The sequence below is a fragment of the Thalassospira sp. Z349TD_5 genome, assembly GCF_056173045.1.
Genome location: NZ_CM149654.1, coordinates 4,369,481 through 4,395,841 on the forward strand (window position 1 = coordinate 4,369,481; position 26,361 = coordinate 4,395,841).

At 54.6% G+C, this 26,361-nt stretch carries 27 protein-coding genes; 7 read left to right on the forward strand and 20 right to left on the reverse strand.

What is annotated here, in order from left to right:
• Positions 1-27: 27 nt before the first annotated feature.
• From AC0VXT_RS20050 to AC0VXT_RS20080, 7 genes are all read right to left on the reverse strand, one after another.
• Positions 28-1,380 (reverse strand): ParB/RepB/Spo0J family partition protein, encoded by a 1,353-nt coding sequence (locus AC0VXT_RS20050; RefSeq protein WP_475546820.1) that lies wholly within the window; start codon positions 1,378-1,380, stop codon positions 28-30.
• Positions 1,377-2,204 carry a ParA family protein gene (locus AC0VXT_RS20055; protein WP_475546821.1) on the reverse strand — a complete coding sequence of 276 codons (828 nt, stop codon included), beginning with the start codon at positions 2,202-2,204 and terminating at the stop codon, positions 1,377-1,379. The genes AC0VXT_RS20050 and AC0VXT_RS20055 overlap by 4 nt, the downstream gene beginning before the upstream one ends.
• Positions 2,201-2,917, reverse strand: coding sequence for a 16S rRNA (guanine(527)-N(7))-methyltransferase RsmG (rsmG, locus tag AC0VXT_RS20060; RefSeq protein ID WP_475546822.1), 717 nt, complete (start codon positions 2,915-2,917; stop codon positions 2,201-2,203). Before rsmG ends, AC0VXT_RS20055 begins: the two co-directional genes overlap by 4 nt.
• A gap of 578 nt (positions 2,918-3,495) precedes the next feature.
• Positions 3,496-5,394, reverse strand: a complete 1,899-nt coding sequence (mnmG, locus tag AC0VXT_RS20065; RefSeq protein ID WP_475546823.1) for a tRNA uridine-5-carboxymethylaminomethyl(34) synthesis enzyme MnmG — start codon at positions 5,392-5,394, stop codon at positions 3,496-3,498.
• 120 nt (positions 5,395-5,514) lie between these two features.
• Positions 5,515-6,888 carry a tRNA uridine-5-carboxymethylaminomethyl(34) synthesis GTPase MnmE gene (gene mnmE / locus AC0VXT_RS20070; protein ID WP_475548605.1) on the reverse strand — a complete coding sequence of 458 codons (1,374 nt, stop codon included), beginning with the start codon at positions 6,886-6,888 and terminating at the stop codon, positions 5,515-5,517.
• Between the two features lie 403 nt (positions 6,889-7,291).
• Entirely contained in the window at positions 7,292-7,621 is a 330-nt protein-coding gene (locus tag AC0VXT_RS20075; protein WP_475546824.1) for a (2Fe-2S) ferredoxin domain-containing protein, read from the reverse strand.
• A 5-nt stretch (positions 7,622-7,626) separates the two neighbouring features.
• Positions 7,627-7,905, reverse strand: coding sequence for a DUF6489 family protein (locus tag AC0VXT_RS20080; RefSeq protein WP_101301449.1), 279 nt, complete (start codon positions 7,903-7,905; stop codon positions 7,627-7,629).
• A 286-nt stretch (positions 7,906-8,191) separates the two neighbouring features.
• Between AC0VXT_RS20080 and AC0VXT_RS20085 the strand changes: the two genes are divergently transcribed.
• Together AC0VXT_RS20085 and AC0VXT_RS20090 are read left to right on the forward strand one after the other, a co-directional pair.
• Complete coding sequence (locus AC0VXT_RS20085; protein WP_475546825.1) at positions 8,192-10,231, forward strand: thioredoxin domain-containing protein; 2,040 nt, start codon at positions 8,192-8,194, stop codon at positions 10,229-10,231.
• 87 nt (positions 10,232-10,318) lie between these two features.
• A complete protein-coding gene (locus AC0VXT_RS20090) occupies positions 10,319-10,807 on the forward strand; it encodes a methylated-DNA--[protein]-cysteine S-methyltransferase (RefSeq protein WP_475546826.1) in 489 nt (162 codons plus the stop codon).
• A 42-nt stretch (positions 10,808-10,849) separates the two neighbouring features.
• Here AC0VXT_RS20090 and AC0VXT_RS20095 read toward each other — a convergent pair whose 3' ends face one another.
• The gene (locus tag AC0VXT_RS20095; protein WP_475546827.1) at positions 10,850-11,254 is read right to left on the reverse strand and encodes a VOC family protein; all 405 of its coding nucleotides are present in this window, start codon (positions 11,252-11,254) and stop codon (positions 10,850-10,852) included.
• A gap of 290 nt (positions 11,255-11,544) precedes the next feature.
• Between AC0VXT_RS20095 and AC0VXT_RS20100 the strand changes: the two genes are divergently transcribed.
• Positions 11,545-12,519 (forward strand): quinone oxidoreductase family protein, encoded by a 975-nt coding sequence (locus AC0VXT_RS20100; RefSeq protein WP_475546828.1) that lies wholly within the window; start codon positions 11,545-11,547, stop codon positions 12,517-12,519.
• Positions 12,520-12,576: 57 nt separating this feature from the next.
• Here the strand turns inward: AC0VXT_RS20100 and AC0VXT_RS20105 are convergent, their stop codons facing one another.
• Positions 12,577-13,140 carry an HD domain-containing protein gene (locus AC0VXT_RS20105; RefSeq protein ID WP_028791745.1) on the reverse strand — a complete coding sequence of 188 codons (564 nt, stop codon included), beginning with the start codon at positions 13,138-13,140 and terminating at the stop codon, positions 12,577-12,579.
• 148 nt (positions 13,141-13,288) lie between these two features.
• On the opposite strand from AC0VXT_RS20105, the gene AC0VXT_RS20110 reads away from it, so the two are divergent.
• Entirely contained in the window at positions 13,289-13,594 is a 306-nt protein-coding gene (locus AC0VXT_RS20110; protein ID WP_475546829.1) for a hypothetical protein, read from the forward strand.
• A 20-nt stretch (positions 13,595-13,614) separates the two neighbouring features.
• Here AC0VXT_RS20110 and AC0VXT_RS20115 read toward each other — a convergent pair whose 3' ends face one another.
• The 10 genes from AC0VXT_RS20115 to AC0VXT_RS20160 form a co-directional block, all read right to left on the reverse strand.
• Positions 13,615-14,265: a LysE family translocator gene (locus AC0VXT_RS20115; protein WP_475546830.1), complete on the reverse strand. Its 651-nt coding sequence runs from the start codon at positions 14,263-14,265 to the stop codon at positions 13,615-13,617.
• Between the two features lie 199 nt (positions 14,266-14,464).
• A complete protein-coding gene (rho, locus tag AC0VXT_RS20120; RefSeq protein ID WP_101301439.1) occupies positions 14,465-15,727 on the reverse strand; it encodes a transcription termination factor Rho in 1,263 nt (420 codons plus the stop codon).
• Between the two features lie 387 nt (positions 15,728-16,114).
• Positions 16,115-16,474: a helix-turn-helix domain-containing protein gene (locus tag AC0VXT_RS20125; RefSeq protein WP_101301437.1), complete on the reverse strand. Its 360-nt coding sequence runs from the start codon at positions 16,472-16,474 to the stop codon at positions 16,115-16,117.
• Positions 16,471-17,118, reverse strand: a complete 648-nt coding sequence (locus AC0VXT_RS20130; protein WP_276653313.1) for a Smr/MutS family protein — start codon at positions 17,116-17,118, stop codon at positions 16,471-16,473. Before AC0VXT_RS20130 ends, AC0VXT_RS20125 begins: the two co-directional genes overlap by 4 nt.
• A gap of 282 nt (positions 17,119-17,400) precedes the next feature.
• Positions 17,401-18,336 carry a substrate-binding periplasmic protein gene (locus AC0VXT_RS20135; protein ID WP_475546831.1) on the reverse strand — a complete coding sequence of 312 codons (936 nt, stop codon included), beginning with the start codon at positions 18,334-18,336 and terminating at the stop codon, positions 17,401-17,403.
• 1 nt (position 18,337) lies between these two features.
• Positions 18,338-19,042 carry a DNA polymerase III subunit epsilon gene (dnaQ, locus tag AC0VXT_RS20140; protein WP_475546832.1) on the reverse strand — a complete coding sequence of 235 codons (705 nt, stop codon included), beginning with the start codon at positions 19,040-19,042 and terminating at the stop codon, positions 18,338-18,340.
• 30 nt (positions 19,043-19,072) lie between these two features.
• Complete coding sequence (coaE, locus tag AC0VXT_RS20145) at positions 19,073-19,621, reverse strand: dephospho-CoA kinase (protein WP_475546833.1); 549 nt, start codon at positions 19,619-19,621, stop codon at positions 19,073-19,075.
• Positions 19,622-19,675: 54 nt separating this feature from the next.
• The gene (locus AC0VXT_RS20150; protein ID WP_475546834.1) at positions 19,676-20,542 is read right to left on the reverse strand and encodes a shikimate dehydrogenase; all 867 of its coding nucleotides are present in this window, start codon (positions 20,540-20,542) and stop codon (positions 19,676-19,678) included.
• A 50-nt stretch (positions 20,543-20,592) separates the two neighbouring features.
• On the reverse strand, positions 20,593-21,192 hold the full coding sequence (locus tag AC0VXT_RS20155) for a Maf family protein (RefSeq protein ID WP_022733647.1): 600 nt from the start codon (positions 21,190-21,192) through the stop codon (positions 20,593-20,595).
• An 81-nt stretch (positions 21,193-21,273) separates the two neighbouring features.
• Positions 21,274-22,098 (reverse strand): pyruvate, water dikinase regulatory protein, encoded by an 825-nt coding sequence (locus AC0VXT_RS20160; RefSeq protein WP_022733648.1) that lies wholly within the window; start codon positions 22,096-22,098, stop codon positions 21,274-21,276.
• Between the two features lie 686 nt (positions 22,099-22,784).
• Between AC0VXT_RS20160 and hemE the strand changes: the two genes are divergently transcribed.
• The 3 genes from hemE (at position 22,785) to hemJ (ending at position 25,721) form a co-directional block, all read left to right on the forward strand.
• On the forward strand, positions 22,785-23,819 hold the full coding sequence (gene hemE, locus AC0VXT_RS20165) for a uroporphyrinogen decarboxylase (protein WP_276653310.1): 1,035 nt from the start codon (positions 22,785-22,787) through the stop codon (positions 23,817-23,819).
• A 237-nt stretch (positions 23,820-24,056) separates the two neighbouring features.
• Positions 24,057-25,166, forward strand: a complete 1,110-nt coding sequence (gene hemH / locus AC0VXT_RS20170; RefSeq protein ID WP_475546835.1) for a ferrochelatase — start codon at positions 24,057-24,059, stop codon at positions 25,164-25,166.
• A 126-nt stretch (positions 25,167-25,292) separates the two neighbouring features.
• Positions 25,293-25,721, forward strand: a complete 429-nt coding sequence (gene hemJ, locus AC0VXT_RS20175; RefSeq protein ID WP_102783598.1) for a protoporphyrinogen oxidase HemJ — start codon at positions 25,293-25,295, stop codon at positions 25,719-25,721.
• Positions 25,722-25,833: 112 nt separating this feature from the next.
• Here the strand turns inward: hemJ and secB are convergent, their stop codons facing one another.
• On the reverse strand, positions 25,834-26,325 hold the full coding sequence (gene secB, locus AC0VXT_RS20180) for a protein-export chaperone SecB (RefSeq protein WP_022733652.1): 492 nt from the start codon (positions 26,323-26,325) through the stop codon (positions 25,834-25,836).
• Between the last annotated feature and the right edge of the window lie 36 nt (positions 26,326-26,361).

Consider the following 26,361-nt stretch of genomic DNA (forward strand, 5'->3'; position numbering starts at 1 on the left):
CTGAGACGGTATGACGGGCTTTAAACCCTAAAGAATGCGCTTCACTACAACCTCAGTCCCGTTGGCCTTGGCTCTGGCTTTATCCTGCTCTTGCTTAAGCGCCTTGAGCGCGTTCATCTTGTCGCGATCAAGATCTTGCATGCGGATTTTACGTTCCGGCTTTTTTCCGGTGCCATCGGCCACCTCCTCCAGCGCGTCTTCGCCAACCTCTTCCTGTTCAATCGGCGCATCCCCTTCGGGCTCATCATCCATGATCAGGTCGTCGTCCAGTACGTCCCCAGCTCTGTCTTCAGTGCCGTGCACCGCATCGGCAATCGATTCGAGCTCAACCGTCAGCGCATCCTCATCATCGTTTTCCGCACCGCTACCGGCTTCATCGTCTTCGATAAACATCGAGTCAAATTCGTTTTCATCCGAATCAGATGGATCCGTGGCCGAGTCGTCCCCCGCCATTTCCCCTGCCTTGCCATGGGTCAGGCGCTGTAAAATATCGTCAAGCTGTTCAAGCGTTTCATAACGGATCGAGATTTTACCCGCCGCGCCGTCAAAATCGATATTAACCGCCAACCCCAACATGTTGCTAAGGTCACGTTCCAAAGATACTGTATCTGGGTCTTTGTCGGCTGAACGCCCCCCTGATGACTTCTTCGGACGGGCTGTTTTACCGCCGTCGGTTTTCACCAGTTTTTCCGTCTGGCGGACGTTCAGGCCCTTTTTGACAATTTGGGTTGCCAACTCGACCGCATTCTCAGCACCCAGCAAAGCACGCGCATGACCGGCACTCAAAACCTTGTCTGACAGCATCTGTTTGATCGGTGCGGCAAGGGCGAGCAGGCGCAAACTGTTGGCGATGTGGCTTCGGCTTTTGCCCAGCGCCTGACCCAATGCTTCCTGAGTATGGGCAAACTCGCTCATCAAGCGGTTATAACCTTCCGCCTCTTCAAGCGGCGAAAGATCCTGACGCTGCAGGTTCTCAATCAGGGCAATTTCAGCGGTCTCGCGATCATCAAAGTCGCGCACCAAGACCGGAACTTCATGCAGCTGGGCGCGCTGTGCGGCGCGCCAGCGCCGTTCGCCGGCAATGATTTCATAGGTGGTTTCGCCGGTTGACGACGCGCGGACAAGAATCGGCTGGATAATGCCCTTCTCGCGGATTGAGGCCGCGAGGTCATCGATTGCTTCATCGTCAAAATTACTGCGCGGCTGGAACGGCGACGGTTTCAGATCGGTAATCGCAATATGCTGCGTCGTGCCCCCCGGCCCCGGGTGTGCGACCGCCGCGTCGGCATTGGCGGCAACGGCAACCCCGACATCCTCGTCTTCTTCACCCAGAAGGGCCGACAGCCCGCGACCCAACCCACGTTTTTTTGCTTCGCTCATGCTTTCACCCCTTCGCGTTTCAAGACTTCACTGGCGAGATTAAGATAGGCCCGTGAACCGGGGCATTTCATATCGTAAACCAGAACCGGCGTACCGTGGCTTGGTGCCTCGGACACCCGAACATTGCGCGGAATTACGGTGCGATACACCACATCGCCAAAATAATCACGTACATCATTGGCAACTTGTGCAGACAGGTTGTTGCGCTTGTCATACATGGTCAGGACAATGCCCTGAATCTCAAGATCGGGGTTAAAGGCCTTTTTGACACGCTTGATCGTACGCACCAGATGGCTGATGCCTTCCAGTGCAAAGAACTCACATTGCAACGGCACCAAAACGGCATCGGATGCCACCAGAGCATTCAGGGTCAAAAGCCCCAAAGACGGCGGGCAATCGATCAGCACGTAATCAACGTCATGCGGCAACCGGCCCAGCAATTCTTTAAGCTGGGTTTCGCGCCGTTCAAAATCAACCAGCTCAATCTCCGCCCCCGTCAAATCCATGCCCGCGGGTACAATGCTCAGACGCGGGATTGGCGTATCAATCCGCGCTTCTTCAAGGGTATTGCCATTGATCAACACGTCATAGGAACTGATCTGACGATCTGACGGGCGCAGCCCAAGACCGGTGCTGGCATTGCCCTGCGGGTCAAGATCAACAATCAAAACCCGCTGGTTGACCGCTGCCAAGGCGGTCGCCAGATTGATCGTTGTCGTTGTCTTACCAACCCCGCCCTTCTGATTGGCCACCGAAATGATGCGCGGGCGATGTCCGTCACCCTTGGCTTTGGTCGAAAGCGGCAAGTCAATTACGTCGGTCACCGGCTTACTCCTTTTAAGATCATCACAACGCCGTCCGGATCGACCAGGCTGGCATGCGTGGTTACATCAAATGTCCAACCAGCGTCGCGTGCGTCCGCCAGTTCATCCTCAAAGGCACGTCCTTTTAACAATACATAATGGCCACCCGGCTTCAGGTGTCTTTGGCCAAATTCCAACAGTTTTGGCAGGGGTGCGAAAGCACGCGCCGTCACCACATCGGCGTCGCACGGCTGGGCCGCTTCAATTCGCTCGCGGGCAATTTTGGTCTGCCCAAGAACACCACACACCCGTGCTGCTTCCATCAGAAAGACGGTTTTCTTGGTGTTGGATTCCATCATCGTGACATTCCCTGCCCCTAGTATGGCAAGAACAATGCCGGGGAAGCCAGCGCCAGACCCAAAATCGACGATTTTACCAGTGGTGGCGACGTCCTGAAGATGCGGCCAAAGCTGCGCAGAATCCTGTAAATGACGTCCCCAAACGTCTTCTGCTGTGCTGGCGCCGACAATATTAATCCGCGGCTGCCACTTCACAACGAGGTCTGCATACTGGCTCAAGCGGTCCAATGTTTCACGTGAAACACTCAAATCGCGCTCAAACCATGTTTTTACGGGTTCAGAAATGGATTGCATAAACGATTTATACGCCGCGTTTTCAAAACACGCCAGCTTTGACTTTACATTGACGCATCTTTTTATTGCTCCGAGCAGCAAAAATAGATCAATTTTTGCCGAAATGTTTCACGTGAAACATTGAAAAAGATGTTTTTATCGGAAAATACGGGCCCTTACCTTACCGGTAAGTCGCTGGAACAAAATAATAATCTCTGCTGAAATTCTTTGCCGCCAAGCCAACCCCAAGCCGCCCTCAACCTCAGAGGCTTGACGTTCGTATCCTGTCGAGAATTTGGCAACCTTCTCCCGCCACTTATCGCTTCCCTTCAGACATCAACCAGCCTAGAGCCACCCAAAATTTGAACAGATGTCCGTTTAGCCAGATGATCCTTGCCGCCGGGCAGAAGATCAATTCTTGGCGTTTGAGGGCGTGGGCTGATCTTATTGAAAGATTCCTTACTTCCTTCGGATGACCTCAGACCCTCTCCTTCAAAGGTTACCCCGTAAGGACCCAGATACGGCTTGGCGTTGTAGGTGTGGTGTTCGGTTGCACTGACCTACACGAAAACAGCCCGATCGGAGTAAACCGACCGGGCTGTTGATCTTTGTCGATGGTACGAATTTTGTTGGAGGCGTCGGTCTCCTCGCTCGGCTACTCGCTTATCGGCTTACAGCCTTTATGCGCTGCGGGCGTTTTTGATCTGATGCTTATGGCTTTTGATATGCCCTAAAAGGGCGGTCACCGCCGCCGGAGTCACACCGGGAATACGCGATGCGGCGCCGATGGTTTCCGGCTGGATTTCTTTCAGCTTAATGCGGATTTCCGCCGAAAGACCACCGACCTTATCAAAATCAAGACCGCGTGGCAGGCGCAATTCTTCGTCCCGGCGGAAGGCCGCAATGTCGGCCGACTGACGGTCGAGATAACCTTTATACTGCGCATCAATCGCCACCTGCTCCTTGATCGCCGGATCAATCGTGGCAAGCTGCGGCCAGACCTGTGTCAGGGTGTCAAAGTCGATATCCGGATAGGCCAGCAGGTCGTAGGCGCTGCGACGTACACCATCAAGGTTGATCTTAATACCAAATTTGACCAGCGTATTGGGTGTTTCGGCCAAGCTGGACACATCACTCTTGGCAGCCTGAAGGGCAGCTTTTTTATCGCCCCAAACCTGTTCACGGGGTGAGGCAACACAGCCAATTTCAAGCCCGCGATCGGTCAAACGCTGATCGGCGTTATCGGCGCGCAGCATCAACCGGTATTCGGCGCGGGATGTGAACATGCGATAGGGTTCGCGCGTACCTTGCGTTACCAGATCGTCAATCATCACCCCGATATAGGCGTCCGCCCGATCCAGCCGGAATTCGCGTTCGCCGCCATCACATAGAAGCGCGGCATTGACCCCGGCGACAAGTCCCTGCCCGGCGGCTTCTTCGTAACCGGTCGTGCCATTGATCTGCCCGGCAAAAAACAGTCCAGCGATTTTTTTGGTTTCCAGCGTATGGCGCAATTCACGCGGATCAACAAAGTCATATTCCACCGCATAGCCGGGCCGGAAAATCTCGACCTTTTCCAGACCCGGAATGGTCACCAGCATCGCCAGCTGAACATCCTCAGGCAATGAGGTTGAAATGCCATTCGGATAGACGGTCGGATCGTCCAAGCCTTCGGGCTCCAGGAAAATCTGGTGCTGATTTTTCTCGGCAAAGCGCACGACCTTGTCTTCAATCGACGGGCAATAGCGCGGGCCGCTGCTGTTGATCTGGCCACTATACATCGGGGCGCGGTGCAGATTGGCACGAATGATTTCGTGGGTCGCCTCCGTCGTCCAGGTCAAATGACACGGGATTTGCGGCACGGTGATTTCAGAGGTTAAGAAGGAAAACGGATCGGGTGGTGTATCGCCCGGCTGTTCCTGCAGGCTGGCCCAATCAATGGTGCGGCCATCAAGGCGCGCCGGTGTTCCGGTTTTAAGACGGCCCAGTTTGAAATCGTATTTTTCCAGCGTCTCGGAAAGCCCCATCGACGGCGCATCACCAATGCGGCCCGCCGGGGTGGTTTTTTCACCGATATGAATAAGCCCGCGTAAGAACGTGCCGGTGGTCAGAACGACTGCGCCCGCATGATAGCTGCTGCCATCACCAGTGATCACACCCGCAACGCGATGGTTCTCATCAATGATCAGGTCTTCAACACCGCCTTCAAGGATGGTGAGGTTTTCCTGTTCGGCCAGAATATCCTGCACCGCCTGACGATACAGCTTGCGGTCGGCCTGCGCACGCGGTCCGCGTACGGCCGGACCCTTGGAGCGGTTCAGCATGCGGAACTGAATACCCGCCCGGTCAATGGCGCGGCCCATCACCCCGTCCAGCGCATCGACTTCGCGGACCATATGCCCCTTGCCCAGACCACCGATGGCCGGGTTGCACGACATTTCACCGATGCGATCGGCGCGGTGCGTGACCAATGCGGTGTTCGCACCCATACGCGCAGCGGCAGCTGCGGCTTCGCAACCGGCATGGCCGCCACCAACCACAATCACATCAAAACGGTTCTGCTGCTCAGTCTGAGACATCGACTTCCTCATTCCATCCCCCGCCGTCGTTTTGCGGGATCGAACCTTTTGGGGGTTCTAAACGTCAAACACGCGTCATCGGAACAGCCGATGTTTCACGTGAAACACTTTCTGGTAATCCTATTTGCCGATACAGAAGTCGCCGAAGATAATATCAAGCAAGTCTTCCACATCGACACGTCCGGTAATCTTGCCGATTTCCCGCACCGCGAGGCGTACATCCTCAGCAGCAAGTTCGGCGATATCGGTCTTCATTCCGCGATCCAGATGGTCGCTGGCACTTTCAAGTGCCCGGCGGTGCCGCAACCGTGTCAGGGGTACGGGACCGGCAAAATCGAGCCCTTCTTTTACGCGAGTCTCCAGCAGTTGCAAGAGGCTTTCCATCCCCTGCCCGGTCATGGCCGATATGGGCAAAACGGGAAGCTCCAGCTTGGCCCCGCCCGCCGATGTCCCGTTCCAAACCTTGGGAATGGTATCGGCCGCAAGATCATCGACCTTGTTGATCAGCAATATGGTGCTGCCATCAATCAAACGGGCGGCTTCGGGATCAATGGTCGGCCAGTCGTCGCGGTCAATCACCACAAGGCGCAAATCGGCATTATCCGCCCGTGCCGTCGCACGCCGCACGCCTTCGGTTTCGATCACATCACCACTTTCGCGCAAGCCGGCGGTATCAACCATGGTGACCGGGAACCCACCCAGATCAAGATGGACTTCGATCATGTCGCGCGTCGTCCCGGCAATTTCTGAGACAATGGCGGCATCACGCTGGGCAAGACGGTTGAGCAAGCTTGATTTCCCGGCATTGGGCGCGCCAAGGATGACAATCTGGAACCCTTCGCGCAGGCGTTCACCCCGGCGATTATCGGCCAGATGGCGGGTGATTGCCTCGCCCACCGCGATCAAATCACCGCGCACCACCGGCACAATCCCGTCGGGCAAATCTTCGTCGGGGAAATCAATATCGGCCTCAATATGGGCCAGCGCCTTCATCAGGCGTGCGCGCCAGTCTTCATAAAGCGCGCCCAACTCCCCGGCCATCTGGCGCACGGCCTGACGGCGCTGGGCGGCGGTTTCGGCATCGATCAAATCAGCAATACCTTCGGCGGCGGTCAGGTCCATCTTGCCGTTTTCAAAGGCGCGCTTGGTATATTCGCCCGGTTCGGCAATCCGCAGGCCCGGTTGGCGCGACAGGCAGTCAAGCACCCCATCAATGACAGCCCGCCCACCATGGGTATGCAGTTCCACCACATCTTCGCCGGTAAAGCTGGCCGGACCAGAAAAATAGATCGCCACCGCATCATCAAGCCGCTCGCCCGATTGCGGATCACGGATCGGCGCATAGACCGCGTGGCGCGGTTTGGGCAGGTGATCGCGCCCCAGCAACGCACAGAGCGTCTGGCCCGCCGCAGGGCCTGAAAGACGGATGACGGCAACGCCGGCACGTCCGGCCCCGGATGACAGGGCAAAAATGGTGTTTTGGTGTGCAATCATCATCTGTCCGTCGTTTTGGCTGTGGCAACCGCTGCGGCCTGCGTGATGGCGTGGCAACGCGATCGGTCAATCTGTGCTGTCGATATCGGTCAGACAGACCAAAAGGTCAACATATCCCTGTAATTACCAACAGGGATTTAAGGCCGGAACAGAAGAACCAGAGCTGTTAAAACCCGTCCTCTACCTCTCCCTTCACCGTCATGCCCGCGACCGCGGGTATCCAGACCGCGTTCTCATAGGCACGAAGACAAGCGGTCGGCGCTTGCAACACCATAGACTCCCGGCTACGCGGGAGTGACGGTTTGAGAGGATGGCTGCTCAGGAGTCACGACACAGCAATCGGTGTCGGAAAATTTGGCGGTCAAAACCTTAGAAACCCGGGACCGTGACGACGTCAGGATCGTCATTGATCCACCGCAAGCCGCAACCGTTCGACCACCTGCCCGCCGATCAGATGATCGGTCAGGATGGTGTCGATGTCTTCCATGGTGTCATAGCGATACCAGATGCCTTCGGGGTAAATCACCATCACCGGCCCCAATTCACAGCGATCAAGGCACCCTGCGGTGTTGATCCGCGTCATCGGCAGGCCAAGCTCCTTGGCGCGCACCTTCATATAATTACGCAGTTTGGTCGCACCCTTGGAGTTGCAACATCCGCGTTCATGCCCAGCGGGGCGTTCATTCTGACAGACGAAAACATGCGCCTGATAGTAGTGTGCGTCGCGCGTCAATCTGCTTAGTCCTTATCGCTTTTTTTGCCCGGTTTTCCGCCCTGCCCGGCTTGTCCGGCGGCGTTGAACTGACCCCAGAATGCCTTTTGCATCTGATCCCAGTTCTGCATGCCCTGAGGCAGCCAGGTATTGACCATGGTTTCGGGATCCATCGCCGCAAGATTGGCTTTCATGCGGTCTTCGATTTCTTTCATCATCGCCTGTTGCATCGGCTGAACATCTGGCAAGCCAAAGAAGGTGCGCAGTTCTTCCGGGCTGCAATCTATATCGACGGTTACTTTCATCGCCCCGATCTCCTTGTTCTTTTCTGTTATCTGGTCGCAATCATTATGACTTGCCCCGGCGGCATCTCAATCATAATCGGGCATAACCGGGCATAATCGGCAAATCCGCGCCGCAAAAACCACTTTATCGGGTCACCCGACAAAGAATTACCGCCGTTGGCCTTTAAGTATGATGGTTCTACCCTTAGGATAAACACCATAACAAAGAGTTACGGATCATGAACGCCACCTGATTCGCACCTGCCCACCAAACGCCGGCCACCCGATTGGCGGCACAGGAAATGACATGGATCTCGCGACAAACAATCTTGGATCAGAAACCAGCCCCTATCTGCGCCAGCACGCAGACAATCCGGTGCACTGGCAGCCCTGGAGCACGGAGGTTCTGGCTGCGGCCAAGGCCGCCAACAAGCCGATCTTGCTGTCTGTCGGCTATGCGGCGTGTCACTGGTGCCATGTCATGGCCCATGAAAGTTTCGAAGATGATGACATGGCCGGGCTGATGAATGAGTTGTTCGTCAACATCAAGCTTGACCGTGAAGAACGCCCCGATCTGGATGCGGTGTATCAAAATGCGCTGGCGTTACTCGGTCAACAGGGCGGCTGGCCGCTGACCATGTTTTTGACCCCGGATGGGGAGCCGTTCTGGGGCGGGACGTATTTTCCCAAAACCGCGCGTTATGGCCGCCCGGGGTTTGACGAAGTCCTTAAAACCATCGCCAAGCTTTATGCCGAAAAGCCCGAAGATATTCGCCACAACGTCACGCAGATTTCCCAAGCCCTTCAAAAAATGAACAGCGGGGCCAATGGTGCCGTTCCGAGCCTGGAAATGATTGATCGCTGTGGGCATGGCTGCTTGCAGATCATGGATGCTAAAAATGGCGGCACAACCGGTGCGCCGAAATTCCCGCAGCCCAGCCTATTGTCGCTGATCTGGCGGACCGGGGTGCGCAGCAACGATGATGAGCTTAAACGCATCGTCAAACACAGCCTTGACCGCATGTGTCAGGGCGGCATTTATGACCATCTGGGCGGCGGATTTGCCCGCTATGCGGTGGATGACCAGTGGCTGGTGCCGCATTTTGAAAAGATGCTTTATGACAATGCGCAGCTGATTGATCTTCTGTGCGATGTCTGGCGGGTCGATGCCAATCCGCTGTATGCAAAGCGCGTGGAAGAAACCATCACCTGGATCCTGCGCGAAATGCGCATCACGGGTGGCGCCTTTACCGCCAGCCTGGACGCCGACAGCGAAGGGGTTGAGGGCAAGTTCTATGTCTGGACAGAGCCCGAAATTGACGCGCTTCTGGGCGATGACGCCGCGTTGTTCAAGAAATTCTATGACGTGTCAAAAGACGGCAACTGGGAAGGCAATACCATCCTCAACCGCACCCAGTCGGGCTTGGGCCTTGCCGATGAGGCGACCGAGGAAAAACTGGCGAACCTGCGCCAAATATTGCTGACCGAACGGGCCAAACGCATCCGTCCGGGTTGGGATGACAAGGCACTGACCGACTGGAACGCGATGACAATTGCCGCCATGGCCGAAGCCGCCATGACGTTCAAGCGGGCCGATTGGCTTGACTACGCCAAGCTTGCCTATAACTTCGTCACCAGCACCCTGACGGACGGCGACCGGTTCCTGCACAGCTACCGCGATGGCAAAGCCCAACATACCGGGATGTTAGAAGATTACGCCCATATGATCCGGGCTGCTTTGCGTCTGTTTGAATGCTTTGGCGAGGATGCCTATCTGCGTGAGGCGGTTGCATGGTGCGACACGGTTGAAACCCTGTTTGCCGATGCCAAGGGTGGCTATTTCCAGTCGGCCTCGGATGCCAAAGACCTGATTGTCCGTCAGAAACCGCATATGGATAACGCCGTGCCCTCGGGCAATGCGATTATGGCGCAGAATTTGGCCAAGCTTTATGCGCTGACCGGGGATACCACCTATCGCGACCGCACGGAAATCACCCTGTCGGCCTTTGGCGGACGTTTGACCGAACAGTTCCCCAATATGCCGGGATTGCTTCTGGCCGCGGAAATGCTGCAAAACCCGGTGCAAATTGTCCTGATTGCCAAGGACCGCAGCCAGATTTATCTTGAGATGCGCCGTACGATCTTTGCCGCCTATCTGCCCAACCGGGCGATCACCATCCTGTCAGAAACCGATACCCTGCCCGACGGTCACCCGGCATCTGGCAAAACCGCAATTGATGGCAAGGAAACCGCCTATGTCTGTCAGGGGCCGGTCTGTTCCGCCCCGGTGACGACGCCCGATGACCTTACCAAATTGCTTGCCGACCTACCGGCCAAGGCGGCATAAGGCACTTATACACGGATTTGACAGGCAAGAGGGTATGCGCCACCGCCGCACATTCCCTGCCCGTCTTTAACAGGATCACGACAGACCATGCCCCAGATTTCGATCAACAGCCCGGTTGGCCCGCTGACCATCTTTGAATTTGACGGGGTGATCGTCGCACTCGACTGGGGCTTTGTCGAAGAGATGGAAACAAGCCCGGTTCTCAAAGACGCCAAAGCGCAGCTTGCGGACTATTTTGCCGGAAAACGCGGTGATTTTGATCTGCCGCTTGCCCCGGATGGCACCGATTTCCAAAAGGCGGTCTGGGACGCCATGTGCAAAATCCCGGCCGGAAAAACCGCGACCTATAAGGACCTTGCCACTGCCGCCGGATCGCCCAAGGCATTTCAATCGGTTGGCACGGCCTGCGGGCTTAACCCGATCCCGATCATCATTCCCTGCCACCGGGTTTTGGCATCGGGCGACAAGCCGGGCGGCTATTCCGGCGATGGTGGGCTTGAAACCAAGCGGGCACTTTTAAAGATCGAAGGTGTTGACCTTCCGCTTGGCGATGATCAGGGCAGTTTTGATCTTTAATCCGGTACCGCCTAATCGTTGCACAGATGCCCGGCTCCAGCTTTATGCCGTGTCACCGCTGGCGTAACAGACTGCCTGTAATTTATTGCCATCGGGATCACGGACATAGGCCGCATAGTAATTCGGGCCATAATGGCTGCGCAATCCCGGTTGGCCTTCGTCCATCCCACCATTTTGCATGGCAGCGGCGTGAAAGGCATCGACCTGTTGGCGGGTGTCGGCGGTAAAGGCGACATGGGTGCCATTGCCCCAAGTCGCCGGGCGGCCGTCCTCGGGCGTATAGATATAAATGGTCGGCATTTGGCCGTCACGGTCATACGCCAGCGGCTTTTCAGCGGGCTTGGGCACGCGTTTAAAGCCGATGGCGCCCAGAGCGGCGTCATAAAAGGCTTTAGAACGCGATTTATCGTTTGTTCCCAATGTGATGTGACTGATTACAGACATCATAAAACTCCCCGTTTAAGACCAGATTATACCCGACAACGCATAGGTTAATGCTCATCAAGAGCAAAACCTATTGCAAAGAAGCTTAGCAGAGGCTCATGACAGGATGAGTCAGGAGCCCGCAAAGTAGCCACCGACATTTTCAGTTGTCTGGCGCGAGCCCGTTGTCGTCTGCATCACTGCACAACAGTTCGGCGTAATCCCCTGCTGCAAATCAATGACATCTGACCTACACTCGCCCCATTGACGCAACAGACGTTCACAGAACGCGAACAGATAACGGGAGGTCTTAAATGACCAAAGCATTCCGCTTTTATGAGGTCGGCGGCAGTGATGTGCTGCGCTTTGAAGACGTCGAGGTTGGCGCACCGGGCGAAGGTGAAGTCCGCCTGGCGCAGAAGGCCGTTGGCCTGAACTATATCGATATTTATTTCCGCTCCGGGGTCTATCCGGCTCCGTCCCTGCCATCCGGGCTTGGGCTTGAGGGGGCTGGTGTGATCGAGGCGGTTGGCGCCGGGGTTACGGACTTGGCGGTTGGGGATCGGGTGGCCTATGCCGCGCAGCCGCTTGGTGCCTATGCCGAGGCCCGCGTCATGCCGGCCAAGGGGCTGGTCAAAATTCCCGATGATGTCAGTTTTGAACTGGCCGCGGCCGCCATGCTCCAAGGCATGACCGCACAGTATCTTTTGCGCCGGACCTACACCGTTAAAAAGGGCGACACCATTTTGATCCATGCCGCCGCTGGCGGTGTTGGCCAGATTGTCTGTCAGTGGGCCAAGCATCTGAGTGCGACCGTGATTGGCACGGTTGGATCGCCCGAAAAGGCCGAGATTGCCAAGGCAAAGGGCTGTGATTACCCGATCCTGTATCGCGATGAAGTGGTGTCCGAACGGGTGATGGAAATCACCAAGGGTCAAGGCGTTGAAGTTGTTTACGATTCGGTCGGGAAAGACACATTCGATGATTCGCTTAAATGCCTGAAACGGCTGGGCATGATGGTTACTTTTGGTCAGTCATCCGGGCCTGTCCCACCCGTGCCGATCAAGGCGCTGGCTCCCGGTGCCTATTTCCTGACCCGACCCAGCATCTTCCACTATACCGCGACGCGCGAAGAATTGCTGGCCACGGCCAATGATCTGTTTGATGTGCTGAAATCCGGCGCGGTCAAAATCGACATTACAGCGACCTATCCGTTGGCAGATGCCAAACAGGCGCATGATGATCTTGAAGGCCGTAAAACCAACGGATCGATTGTCTTTACAGTATAAAATAGTTATCTAAGATCAGATATATAGTCTTAGGTTTAAATAAAGGCAGAGGCTGGATTAAACTCCGGCTTCTGCCTTTTGTTGTTCTTCGGGGGTGTGGAAGGCCCGGACATCGCGCGCAATCGCGTCAAAGCGTTCTGACAGATTGTCACTGACCACACGGCATGGGGCGACAACCGCCTCGGCCCAAGTGACATAGGCAAGGATTTGGTCCTCGTCCCAGCCAATCGGGGTGTCGGTCAACATCGCCCCGACATTGGCAACCTTATCGGCAAGGCGGACCAGTTTGGCCGCCTCGGTCAGGTCGGGGGCAGTTTCGATCTGCTGTGCTTTACGCTCATCACGGGGCAAGGCCTTGTCATCGCTGACTTCCAGCACGATATCGGCGACCGTATCATTGAAACAGGCGGCAATTTCATCGCGGGTCGCGCCGCAATCCTCGATCACGTCATGCAGGATGGCGGCACAGAGGATGTCTTCATGCGTGTGTGGTTCGCATTCGACAATCAGGCGCGAAACCTCAATCGGGTGGTTGATATAGGGTTCTTCTGCCGGGCCTTTGCGCCGCTGATCGCGGTGCGCGCGGGCGGCAAAATCAACAGATTTAAGTAAAAGCTGCATCAAGCTCGCAACCGTCGTGAATCAAGACCATCAGAATCACATGGCTGTTGGCGGGTTTCAAGCATTGATCCCCTATCGGATCGGAAAATCAATTCCTACATAGGGATTATGCCCCGGTTCACCAACGTCCCGACCAAGGAGGCCCGCCATGTCCCATGCCATGCAACTGAAATTGACCTTGCGCAATGGCAATGCCAAACAGGCACTTAGTCTGACCAGTCTGGCGCCCCAAACCGGTTGGGACAGTGCCCCGCCCCATCATTTAGCCGGTGGGGACAGCGCGACCTGCACCCTTGAAACCAGTGATGAGCTGGCGATTACCCTGTGCTATGGCCCGCACCATATCGGCATTCGTCTGGGCGATGGTAAACTTAACATCGATCCCGGCGATGCGACGGTCGAGCAGCAACGGCTGGACGGATATGGGGCCGAGGTGACACTGGTGCTGATGTAAAGCCTGTCGAGGATCTGACCCTAATTGCGCAAATCGCGCAGGCCATCGATCAAAAGACGTCCGCCAATCACCCCGAAAACCGCACCGAACAGGCCATCAATTGTTCGGAAAAACCGCTGATAGGCCCGAACGGCAACGCCAGTCGAAAACAGTACGGCATAGGTGCCATAAATCACCATTGCCGACATCGCCGCCATCACCCCAATCAGAACCAGTGCGGCGTGTGCCCCGTGTGTCGTGGCCAGAAACATCGATACCGCCACCCACATCAGTGCTGCCTTGGGATTGGTCAACACCACAAGAAGTCCGGTGCGATAGGCATCAAGCCCCGACCGCTGCGCGGTTTGACCGGCAGATGACCCCTGTTGCAGGCCATTTCTGTGTTTCAGGCAGGCCCGCAGGGATTTCAGGGCAAGATACAGAAAATAAGCCCCGCCAAGCAGTTTCATCGCGGTCAATGTTTGCGGGAAAGCATCAATGACAGCACCGATGCCAAAGGCAAACAGGATCGACCATATGAACACGCCCGTCGCAATGCCCGCCGCACTCAGCAAACCGGGCCGCCGCCCACCCGACAGCGCAGCAGAAGACACCGCCATCATGTTCGGCCCCGGTGATATCTGCGTCAGCGCAATACCAAACATGACCGTGGCAATTTCGACACCATTCATCCGTTAACTCCCACCCGGAACACTTAGGCTCAGGACCTATAGATAGCAGTATGATCGCGGGAAAGCAGAATTCAAGCCATACTGTTTCATGTGAAACAATGACCATCATATGCGTCAGGCAACAAAAAACGGGGCCCCGAAAGGCCCCGTTTAATCATCAGACGATTATCACATCGCGGTTTAGAACCAAAGGGTTGGCCTAGCCGTTCATGGAATCGAAGAAATCGTCGTTGCTTTTGGTTGTTTTGAGCTTGCCCAAAAGGAATTCCATCGCGTCCTGTGGCCCCATCGGGTTGAGGATACGGCGCAGAACCCACATTTTCGACAGGACCGATTTGTCAACCAGCAGTTCTTCCTTACGGGTACCCGATTTAAGGATATCAATCGACGGGAAGATACGTTTGTCAGACAGTTTACGGTCCAGGATAAGCTCGGAGTTACCGGTCCCTTTGAATTCTTCAAAGATGACCTCATCCATGCGCGAGCCGGTATCGATCAGGGCGGTCGCGATGATGGTCAGCGAGCCGCCTTCTTCGATGTTACGGGCCGCACCAAAGAAGCGTTTTGGACGTTGCAGCGCGTTGGCATCAACACCCCCGGTCAGCACCTTGCCCGAGCTTGGCACGACGGTGTTATACGCACGCGCCAGACGGGTGATTGAATCGAGCAGAATGACGACATCATGCTTGTGTTCGACGAGGCGTTTGGCCTTTTCAAGCACCATTTCGGTGACCTGAACGTGACGCTGTGCCGGTTCATCAAAGGTCGAGCTGATGACTTCACCTTTGACCGAGCGGTCCATGTCGGTGACTTCTTCTGGGCGTTCATCAATCAGAAGAACGATCAGATAGGCCTCGGGGTGGTTTTCCTCGATCGCGTGCGCAATATTTTGCAGCATCACGGTCTTACCGGTCCGGGGCGGTGCCACGATCAGGGCACGCTGACCTTTACCAAGCGGGGCAACAAGTTCGATCACCCGGTTGGTGGTGTCCTTGTTGCCTTCCTGATCGATGGTCCGCTCCATCTTGAGCGGCTCGTCAGGATACAGCGGGGTCAGGTTATCAAAGTTAACGCGCTGACGGACTTTTTCGGGCGCGTCAAAGTTGACCTTGTCAACTTTGAGCAGCGCGAAATACCTCTCGCCTTCTTTGGGCGAGCGGATCTGGCCTTCCACCGTGTCACCGGTACGCAGGCTAAAGCGGCGCACCTGACTGGGGGAGACGTAAATATCGTCGGGTCCGGCAAGGTAGTTTGCCTCGGGACTCCGCAAAAAGCCAAAGCCATCCGGCAGCACTTCAAGAACACCCAGACCAAAAATGGCGTGGTCGTTCTCGGCCAACTGTTTGAGAATGGCGAACATCAACTCCTGTTTACGGAGTGTGCTGGCATTTTCGATTTCAAGTTCATCGGACAGAGCAAGCAGCTCGGTCGGTGATTTCTTTTTAAGGTCTTGAAGATGCATATGTGCGTTTAATGATCTGTGGTTGCCGGAAGGGCGAAGACGTCAATGGGATAGGATAGGATGTGCGGTTGACCGTCGGGCAAGGCACTCAGGCAAATGCTGGGGCGTGCGGACGGTTCGAAACCTTGTAGTTGCATAAAGGCAGGGTTTTTTCATGTTTCTGGATCGAAACACCCCCGATTGATAACCGCGATAATCACAATAGTCAAACCGTGTTTCGCGCCATGTTGCTATTTTAGGGCCTCTGATGCACAAAAAACACAATTCTGTAACCAACTTGCGGTTTTAGGGTCATAAAACGTGTCAAAATGCCTCAACCAGAACAGTAAATTTGTCCGGCATTTGGTCCAGCATCGGATCGGTTTGAGTTTCCCTGCCCTAAAGCCCTTAGGATGGTCGTTCGCGGACAATGTCGAGCATGCGCGACAACTGATCGTCACTTAATCCTGCGATCCGTTCAGACAACAGATTGGCAAGTTCGGTGGCTTCTGGCTCAAGCCCGGCGGTATCGACGGTGATTTTCGGGTGCGAAAGCTGAGCCAGACGTTTGATATCGTCAACCTCATCCCAGACCAGATTGAAATAGCCGCAAATCTGTTGCACCAGACCGGGGCTGGGCCGGCCGCGATGGCCATGTTCAAGGGCGGAAAGATAAGCTGGTGAGAGCTGCAATGCGCTTGCCATATCGGTCAGGGTAACATCGTTGCGGGCCCGTAATTCCCTGATGCGGTTGCCAAAAGGTGTCACGGGCGTCTCCGTTTCAACAAAACATAAAAGGCCCCGGCCCCGCCGTGCTGAATCTGGGCCTGATGGATGGCAAGAATGCGGGTGCGCAGGCGCGGGGCGCTGAGCCATTGCGGGGTGCGCGACCGCAAAAGCCCCGTACGGCCATATTCATCGGGGCGCGATCCCTTGCCGGTGATCACCAGCACACAACGTTTTCCCGCCCGCCAGCTGTCTTCGATAAAGGAATTGAGCGCATTGTGGGCGACTTCCTGTGTCATGCCATGCAGATCGATGCGGCCATCGATGCTCATTTTGCCTTTTTGGAACTTATTGGCGGTGGAGCGGTCAATCCCGTCGGTCACACCGGGTTTAAGATCTTCCAGCTTACGGTTTTTGACCTGCGGGCCACGATCAGCATTGCGCGCCGAGGGCAAATTGCGCACAGCACGGTTTTCTTCGGATTTTTGCAGGTTGTCGGCAAGACTGTCGGGCAGCGGGATGGCGGTATCGCTCATATGGCCGTCGTCATCAGGATCAAACACGGCATCGCCGCCTTTGCGCTTTTTACTGCGCAACGGTTTGACGTCACGGGTAAAGACCTCCCACAGGGCCTTTTCCTCTTCATTGACGGCACGGCGTCGTTTCTGCGTCTTTTTCTGTGTCATCGGACCAGATCGATTAACCTTAGTGCGCTCTGGGCTGCGGCCCATTGCTGTGCCCATTGCTGTGCCCATTCCTGCGTCCGGCGCAATTTTCCCGCAAAAACCCCATGGTTTTCAAGAAAATACGCTGCCTGTTACAGGATAAAGGGCCATAAGCCAAAGGGGTTTGAATTGAAAACCGCCTCAGACCCGGTATCAGTTTGCAAAGGCATAAAGCCTTTCGCGTGCTGATACCACGCCTGTTTGAAGATTTTTAGTCAAACAGGACGGACCCAAATTGGCGGTCTAGTCGTCGTCGCCATCGCCGTTCAGATCGACACAGCTGACACCGTTATTATCGAGATCGAGCATGGCACTTAGGAACGACCCTGACTGATTGGTCGACAGGCCGTGATTGCGGCGGTTTTCAACGAAAAATCCATCGCGTTTGAAATCATCAAGCTGTTGTTGCAGTTTTTGAATGTCGCGGTCTGGCACATCACCACTGACGGCGGCATAGAGATAACAACTGCGATAGGCCAAAGCCCCGTCAATCTTTGGCAGTTTTCCGGGCGTGTCACTGATGTCGATGGCGTCAATATAATGACGCAAAATATTGCCGCCAATGGCAATCAGATCAACCCGATCGGCCAGCAACATCGGCAACAGTAATTCTTCACGCGGGACCATGATCAATTGCGCCGCACCGCGTTGCTGCAGATATCCTTGCCGGGCTGATCCCAACAACACACCGATCCGGGCTTCACTCAACACCCGTTCAAACCCCAGATCGCCCCAGTTTTTGGTCGAAATCCCGTATAAGTTCCAGATTGTCCGGCTGATCGGGCCGACCCAGTTAAAGGCGTCTTCGCGTGATTCTGTGCGTGTGGTGGGATAAATGACGTGACCGGGTTCTTTGGTCGCCAGTTCCATCACCCGTTTCCACGGGACTTGCGCGACCAGCTGGCTGGGGATTCCGGCCTTTTTGAAAACTTCAATGACAAGACTGTCAAAATAACCAGGTTCGGGACGGCCCGACGATCTGATTTTGGGGTTTTCAGACAGATGGATTTTATAGGTTCCGTCAAACCCCGACACGGGATTGCCCAACGGATCATCTTCAGCGGTGGCGATGGCTGGATTTAAAACCGCCAGAACACACAGAGACGTAAAAACAGCCTTTCCACGATACCAACACCATCCGTTCGACCGGATTGCCCACCGTGAAAAGCGATTAATCATATCACGCCTCTTTTGTTTTTAGCCAGACCGCATCGATAACCTTGCTTTCGATATAGGCCTGATGGGCGGCAAGTTCAGTGTCACTGATGACATGGGGGCGTGGTTCCAGACGATTTTCCTTTGGCCCCAGAATGCGTTCTGCGCCGTCTTCATCATCGCCGCGCGCATTGGGATCAAGCGACAGGCCGTGCTGACGCCCGCCCAGAAGTTCAAGATAGACCACCGCCAGAAGATCGGAATCAAGCAGTGCGCCGTGCAGGGTCCGGTTGGAGTTATCAATCTTGAACCGGCGACACAGCGCATCAAGGCTGACCGGGGAGCCGGGGAATTTCTTGCGCGCCATTTGCACGGTATCAAGCGCACGGTCCATCGGAATTTTGGGTTTGTTCAACCAGCCAAGTTCCGCATTGAGGAACTTCATATCAAAGGGCGCATTGTGAATGACCAGGACCGAATCATCGCCAATGAACTCGATGAAATCATCGGCAACCTCGGCAAAGACCGGCTGGTCTTTCAGGAAATCATCGCCAAGCCCGTGCACGTCGAAGGCTTCTTTGGGCATCGGGCGTTGCGGGTTGATATACTGGTGATACTGGCGCCCGGTGGGCATGTGATTGATCAGTTCGATACAGCCAATTTCCACCAAACGATGGTCGGAATACGGGTCAAGGCCGGTGGTTTCGGTATCGAGGACGATTTCACGCATGTATCAGGGTCCGATGGTCATAGAGGGTCACTAAAATTGGGCACAAATCGCGCAAATATGGTCAAACGTCACGGCACGCCCCAGCCCTGTCGGGATGATAAAATCAGCGCGCCTTCGTTTTTCAAAATCGGGCATCTGTTTTGACAGGATGGCGGAAAATTTGCCCGGCGTCATCCCTTCTCGACGCATGACACGCTGGCGTTGAATGAATGCTGGAGCCGATACTACCGCTACGAGATCACAGCGGTTTTGCCCGCCGGTTTCAAACAGAAGCGGGATATCAAGCACCACAAGGTGGCGGCCAAGGGATCGTTGTTGATGCAAAAACCGGATTTCAGCGGCCCGGATCAAGGGATGAAGGATTTTTTCCAGGGTGCGCAAAACACCCGGATCGGCAAAGGCCTTTTTGCTGAGGAGCTTTCGGTCGATTTGGCCATTGTGGATGATACCCGGAAAAGCTTGGGCAATCAGATCAAAAGCCGCACCCTTTGGTGCCATCAAATCATGGCTGGTGGCATCAGCGTCATGGACCGGCACACCGAGATAGCGAAACATCCCGGCCGCGGTTGATTTTCCCATCCCGATGGACCCGGTAAGCCCCATTATTATCATAATAAGATTACCCTTGAATGCTTAATCAGGCGATAAGACAAAGTCGCGTAGTTCCTGTGTCACTTCAGGATCAATGCCAAACCAGCGATGGAAGCCCGGCCGGGCCTGATGGAGCAACATGCCCAGACCATCGACAATCGGGTTGCCGCGTTTTTTGGCCTGCATCAGCAAATCGGTCATCAGCGGCGCATAGACAATATCAGTGACAAGGGCAGATGGTGGCAATCCGGTCAGATCAATTTCAAGGGCAGGTTGGCCCACCATGCCAAGGCTTGTGGTATTGACGACAAGCGATGCGTTTTCCAATGCGGTCGGCGCGACCGGCCAATCGATCACGGTAATACGCGGATCGTTGATTTCTGCGGCCAAATCATCAGCCCGTTTACGGGTCCGGTTGGCAATGCGGATTTCCGGGCTGCCTTCATCAAGCAGGGCGACCAACACCGCCCGCGACGCCCCGCCGGCCCCCAGCACCACCGCCGGGCCAGAACAAAATGCGGTATCGGGGGCTTCCTGACGCAGGTTTTCGATAAAACCGAACCCGTCGGTGTTATCGCCCAACATCCGGCCATCCTTGGCAAAGGTGACGGTATTGACCGCCCCGATGCGCCGGGCGCGTTCGGACAATTCATCACATTCGGGCATCGCCATTTCCTTTTGCGGAATGGTGACATTGACCCCGGAAAAACCAAGATTGCGCAGGGAATTCAACGCGGCCTGAAAGTTTTTCGGCTCAACGGGCAGCGGCATATAACTGCCATCAATGCCGTATTTCGCCAGCCAGTAGCCATGCAAACGCGGCGATTTTGAATGCGAGACGGGCCAGCCCATGACACCGGCCAGACGCGAATTGCCCGAAAGGGTGCGATAAGGAATGCGTGATGTCATGAGCGTGGAGTTCCTGCCAGTTGGTTTTTTATTCTATGCCACTGCTATTATTAAGCTTTCAGCACACCATGATCACGCAAAAACCCGATCAAGGGCAAGAGTGGCAAGCCCAGAACGGTAAAGTAATCACCGCGCACCTCGGTAAACAGCTGGGCACCGATGCCTTCAAGCTGATAACCGCCAACACAGTCAAAGATGTCCTCGCCCGCGGCATCAAGATACCAATCAAGCCATTCTTCGGTGAAATTGCGCATGGTCAGATGGGCGGTATCAATCGTGCCCCAGATGCGTGAGCCTTCTTTATATATAACGGCGGCTGAGACCAATTGATGGGTTTTACCGCGCAGGGCCAGAAGCTGTGCGCGGGTATTGTCGCGGTCTTTGGGCTTATCAAACCAGATGCCATTGCATTCGAGCATCTGATCAGCGGCAATGACAATGCCATCGGGTTGCTGGCGATACATGCGCAGCGCCTTCATTTCCGCCAGTGTTTCGGCGGCTTCGGCCGCATTTGCACCCTCGGCCTTCATGGATTGTTTATAGCCTTCCTCGTCAATCATCGAGGCAATGGCATCGCAATCGACCCCGGCATTTTTAAGCATGGCGTGGCGGGTTTTGCTGCTGGAGGCCAGAATGAGGCGGTGGTTCATGCGGTACTTCCCAAATTCAAGAATTTTGCGTCACTCTATATAGAGCGTCCGGATCTAGAGTTTCGGATCAAAGCAGGTTTTCTAATGACCGCGCCGGTCATACATGGTTGCCATGATCATGGCCGCCGTTTCCTCAATGGAGCGGCGGGTGACATTGATAATCTTCCAACTGCGATCGGTAAAATAGCGCCGCGCCTGATGGACTTCGTCACGCACGGCAACCGGGTCGACATAATCCCCGCCCTCGCCGCGGTCGATTTGGCGCAGGCGGTTTTTACGGATCGAAACCAGCTGATCGACATCCTTGATCAAACCAACAATCAGCGGCTTTTTAAGCTGATCAAGATCGGGCGGCAACGGACAGCCAGGCACAAACGGGATATTGGCGGTTTTGATGCCGCGATTGGCCAGATAGACCGAGGTCGGGGTTTTTGACGTGCGCGAAACACCAACAATCACCACATCGGCTTCTTCCAGATCCCAGCCAGACTGCCCGTCATCATGCGACAGGGTGTAGTCGATGGCCTCGATCCGGCTGAAATATTCCTCGTCCATTTTATGAAGTGCGCCCGTGCGGCCACGCGATTGCTGGCCCAAATAACCGGCCATCATGGTCACGGTATTATCAAGAACGTGGCTGTGCGGAACTTGTAACCGACGACAGCCTTCTTCGAGTTTGCGGCGGATTTCACTGTCAAACACGGTGTAAAGGACAATGCCCGGATTGCGTTCAATATCGGCCAAGACGCGCGCCAGCTGGGCGTCGGTTCTGATCAGCGACCAGACATGTTCATGGGCCCGGACATCAGGAAACTGGGCAATACAGGCGCGTGCCACCCCGTCAACCGTTTCGCCGGTGGAATCGGAAACCAGATGAAGATGGAAAATTTTATCTGTTTCGGCCATGGCCCATCCGTCTTTTGGCGATTTTTAGCGATGCAAGCACGTAGTTATCCACTTTTTGCCGCCCAAGCGATTTTTGCACTCTTTATTTTAGGTGTTCGATATTTCGATCACTAGACGGATGGATAAGGCATATTCGTCCAACCCGGGGTTAGGGGTGCGGAGTCGCCCCTGTGGATTAATGTGGATAACGGGTGCGACTCCGGGTCCATTTTTTCCACAGGATTTATCCTCCCCGTCATACAAAGTTTCTCATACCCTCTGTCCCGAGCGGGATAACTGATTATTTTTTCCCGTAATAGCAGGGATAAAGAGGCAAAAACCAGCTTTATCCACGTTATCCCCACTCTTCAAAACGGGCTTATCCCAAGGCAGAGTCTGGGAGTTGTTCGGAGTCGTCCCCAGTTTTCCCCAAGACCGCTTGAGATGGATCATTTTTCCCGAGTCGAATTGTGAATAAACTGTGCGTTAAATTTAATCCCTGTTATCCACAGGTATCCACCTACAAACAACATCCTTTTTAATTAAATAAGGGTTTGGTAGGCAGAACGTGGAAAACGTCCCGGCCAAGGCCACAGGACAAAATTAACGGGGTCAGAAGATCAAATTCTGAGCCACGGGCACTGAGCCCGGGGGTCAGGCATTGGTCAGCGATAAAAACCGATCGGGACAGAGAAACAGGAAACCAGATGCCCAATTCGAATAAGACTTTCTTGCGTGCCCTGAATGGTGAAACACTGCCGGTGCCACCCATCTGGCTGATGCGCCAAGCCGGTCGCTATCTTCCGGAATACCGTGCGACACGTGCCGAGGCAGGGTCGTTCCTTGATCTTTGCTACAATCCTGATCTTGCCTGCGAAGTCACGTTGCAGCCCCTTCGGCGCTATGACTTCGATGCGGCAATTCTGTTCTCCGATATCCTCGTTATTCCGAAGGCACTTGGACAGCATTTGGCCTTCAAGCAGGGTGAAGGCCCACAGCTTGAGCCCATCCGTGATGCTTCAGGCCTTGGCAGATTGTCGATTGATGGCATTCATTCATCGCTTGGACCCATCTATGAGACCGTTTCAAAGCTGTCTGACGCCATTCCCGACCATACAGCCCTCATTGGGTTCGCAGGAGGTCCGTGGACTGTGGCAACCTATATGGTCGAAGGCAAAGGCAGTAAGGATTTTGCCAATATCCGTCGGTTTGCCTATGGCGATCCCAAAGGGTTTGATCAGCTGATTGATATTGTGGTTGAGGCAACAACGCAATATTTGCTCAAACAGGTTGAGGCCGGGGCGGAATGCATCCAGCTGTTTGAAACCTGGGGTGGCGTTTTGTCGGAAAACGGCTTTAAACGCTGGGTGATTGAGCCGACCAAAAAGATTGTCGCCAGTTTGCGCGCCGTTCATCCGGATTTGCCGATCATTGGCTTTCCGCGTGGTGCCGGATTGCACATGATTGATTTCAAGCAACAAACAGGCGTGACTGCGGTCGGGCTTGATAGTGGTGTTCCGTTGAAATGGGTCGCGGAAAACCTTCAGAAGCTTGGTCCGGTGCAGGGCAACCTTGATCCGATGTATTTGATTACCGGCGGTGATGAGATGATCGATGAAACGCGCCGTATCCTTGAAACGCTGAAAAACGGGCCGTTTATTTTCAATCTTGGCCATGGCATTACCCCGGAAACCTCGCCCGATAATGTTGATAAGCTGGTGAAATTCATCCGCAGCCAATAAGACCTGCACGCAGTTATTTCAGCCGTCCGGCGATAAATGGACTGAAATAACTGCGTTTTATTTTGTGATTTTTGAAATCAATCAAATCGATTGGAAAATTCAATGCGTATAGTGGGTTAATTCCGTTGCGTCCGCGGCTTGTTTGACCAGAATAGGTCCGGAGCGGAGCGGGTTTTATCCATCAATTGACTTCCGGTTTGTCGGGAACTGGTCAAAACGCCATGAAGGATACGCCAAATGTCCGAAACGACGCGTAAGAAACGCGCTATTGTTCTTTTCAATCTCGGTGGGCCGGACAGCCCGGAAGCGGTCGAGCCGTTTTTGTTCAATCTGTTCAATGACCCGGCGATTATCAGCCTGCCAAATCCGTTTCGCTATCTGCTGGCCAAATTGATTTCACATCGCCGTGCACCGGTCGCACAGGAAATCTATGCCCATATTGGCGGTAAATCACCACTTCTGGAATTAACCCAGGAACAGGCAGATGCCCTTCAAGCGGCGTTGAATGCTGATGAGGATGATACCAAGTACGAAAACCGGTGTTTCATTGCCATGCGCTATTGGAAGCCGTTTGCCGATCAGACGGCTGCCGAGGTCAAGGCATGGGGCGCGGATGAACAAATTCTGCTGCCGCTGTATCCGCAGTTTTCAACCACGACCAGCGGATCGTCGGTCAAGGACTGGAAACGGGCCTGTCATCATGTGGGGCTAAGCGCGCCGATTAAAACCGCGTGCTGTTATCCGACCAATCCGGGCTTTATCGATGCCTCGGCCGAAATGATCAAAACCGGTTATGATACGGCGGTGGCCAAGGCCAAAAAACTTGGTATTGCCGCTCCACGGCTGTTGTTCTCAGCCCACGGTGTGCCCAAAGCGGTGATCACCAAACGTGGTGATCCCTATCAGTCGCAGATTGAAAAAACCTCTGCTGCTGTGGTTGAGAAACTCGCGATTGAAGGGCTCGACTGGAAGGTTTGCTATCAAAGCCGGGTTGGGCCGATGGAATGGATTGGTCCGTCAACCGAAACCGAGATCGAGCGGGCCGGCAAAGAAGGTGTCGGGCTTGTGATTGTGCCGATTGCCTTTGTCACCGAGCATTCCGAAACGCTGGTTGAGCTTGATATCGAATACGGCGAGCTGGCGCATGAGAAACAGGTACCGATCTATGAACGGGTGCGCACCGTGTGCTCACATCCGAAGTTCATTAACGGGTTGGTTTCGGTTGTGAAACAAACGCAAGTTGAACTCGATCAAAACGGATCGGATGATTACACGGTTGAAACGCGCGGTTGGTGGTGCCCGGACGAACATTCCTGTGCAGTTGCCAAGCAACCTGGCGGCGCATAAGCACAGATATCGTTAAAAATAAGGCCGGTTACCGCTTAGGAACCGGCCTGTTTGCTGATATGGTTTTGGTATCCCGAAGATTACGACAACCATCCCACCCGCAAACGTCATTCAGAGAAGAGAGAGATGGACAGTTACAGCGTTATCAAATCCCTGCATGTCATCAGCATTATTGCCTGGATGGCGGGGCTGCTTTATTTGCCGCGTCTTTATGTCTATCACTGCGAGGTCGCACCCGGTTCGGAAGCCAGTGAGAAATTCAAGGTGATGGAACGGCGTTTGTTGCGCGCCATCATGAATCCGGCGATGATCGCGTCATGGATTTTTGGCGGTTATTTGATCCATGCAGCCGGTGTAATGACCGAAGGCTGGTTCCACGTCAAATTGCTCTGTGTGGTTCTGATGACGGTATCGCACATGATGCTGGCGCGCTATCGCCGGGCGTTTGAGGCCGATGCCAATACCAAATCCCAGAAATTCTTCAGGATTTTCAACGAAGTTCCGACGATCCTGATGGTTATCATCGTCTTTATGGTCATCGCACGTCCGTTCTGATCACGCTTTTGGGCATGGTACGTTCGGTCGGCAGCGGTTATTTATTACGATATTAAAATAAAAAGGCCGCCAATTTGGCGGCCTTTGTTTTGGTAGCGTACCAAATAGAGGATCAGGCGTTGCCCGCAGGCTGGCCGTCCATCTGTTTGGCGAATTTCTTGCGGAAAAGATCAGCAAAATCAATCTGCTGCATCATCAGCGGCGGGAAGCCCCCATCGGCGGTCAGGTCTGATACGATTTTGCGCACATAGGGGAACAGAAGACGCGGCACTTCGATCATCAGAACTGGCAGGCGGTGCTGTTCTTCGACATTCAGCGTCACAACAGCACCATACTGAAGTTCGGCAATGAAGGCGACCTTATCGGCAACGTCGGCTTTGACGTTGATTTTAAGGGTCACTTCATGAAGCTTCTGATCCTGGGTGGTGCGGGCTTCGACATCGACATCGATGTTGATTTTTGGCTGCTGCTGAAGGGCAACGCTTTCCGGTGCATTCGGATTTTCAAACGAAAGATCCTTGATGTACTGGGTATGGATCGTAATCGGATTTGCCGCGGGCTTCTGTTCGCCGCCCTGCTCTGCACCAGTGGTATTCTCGGCCATTAAGTTTCGCTCCCATTAAAGTCGGTCTTGATCAGA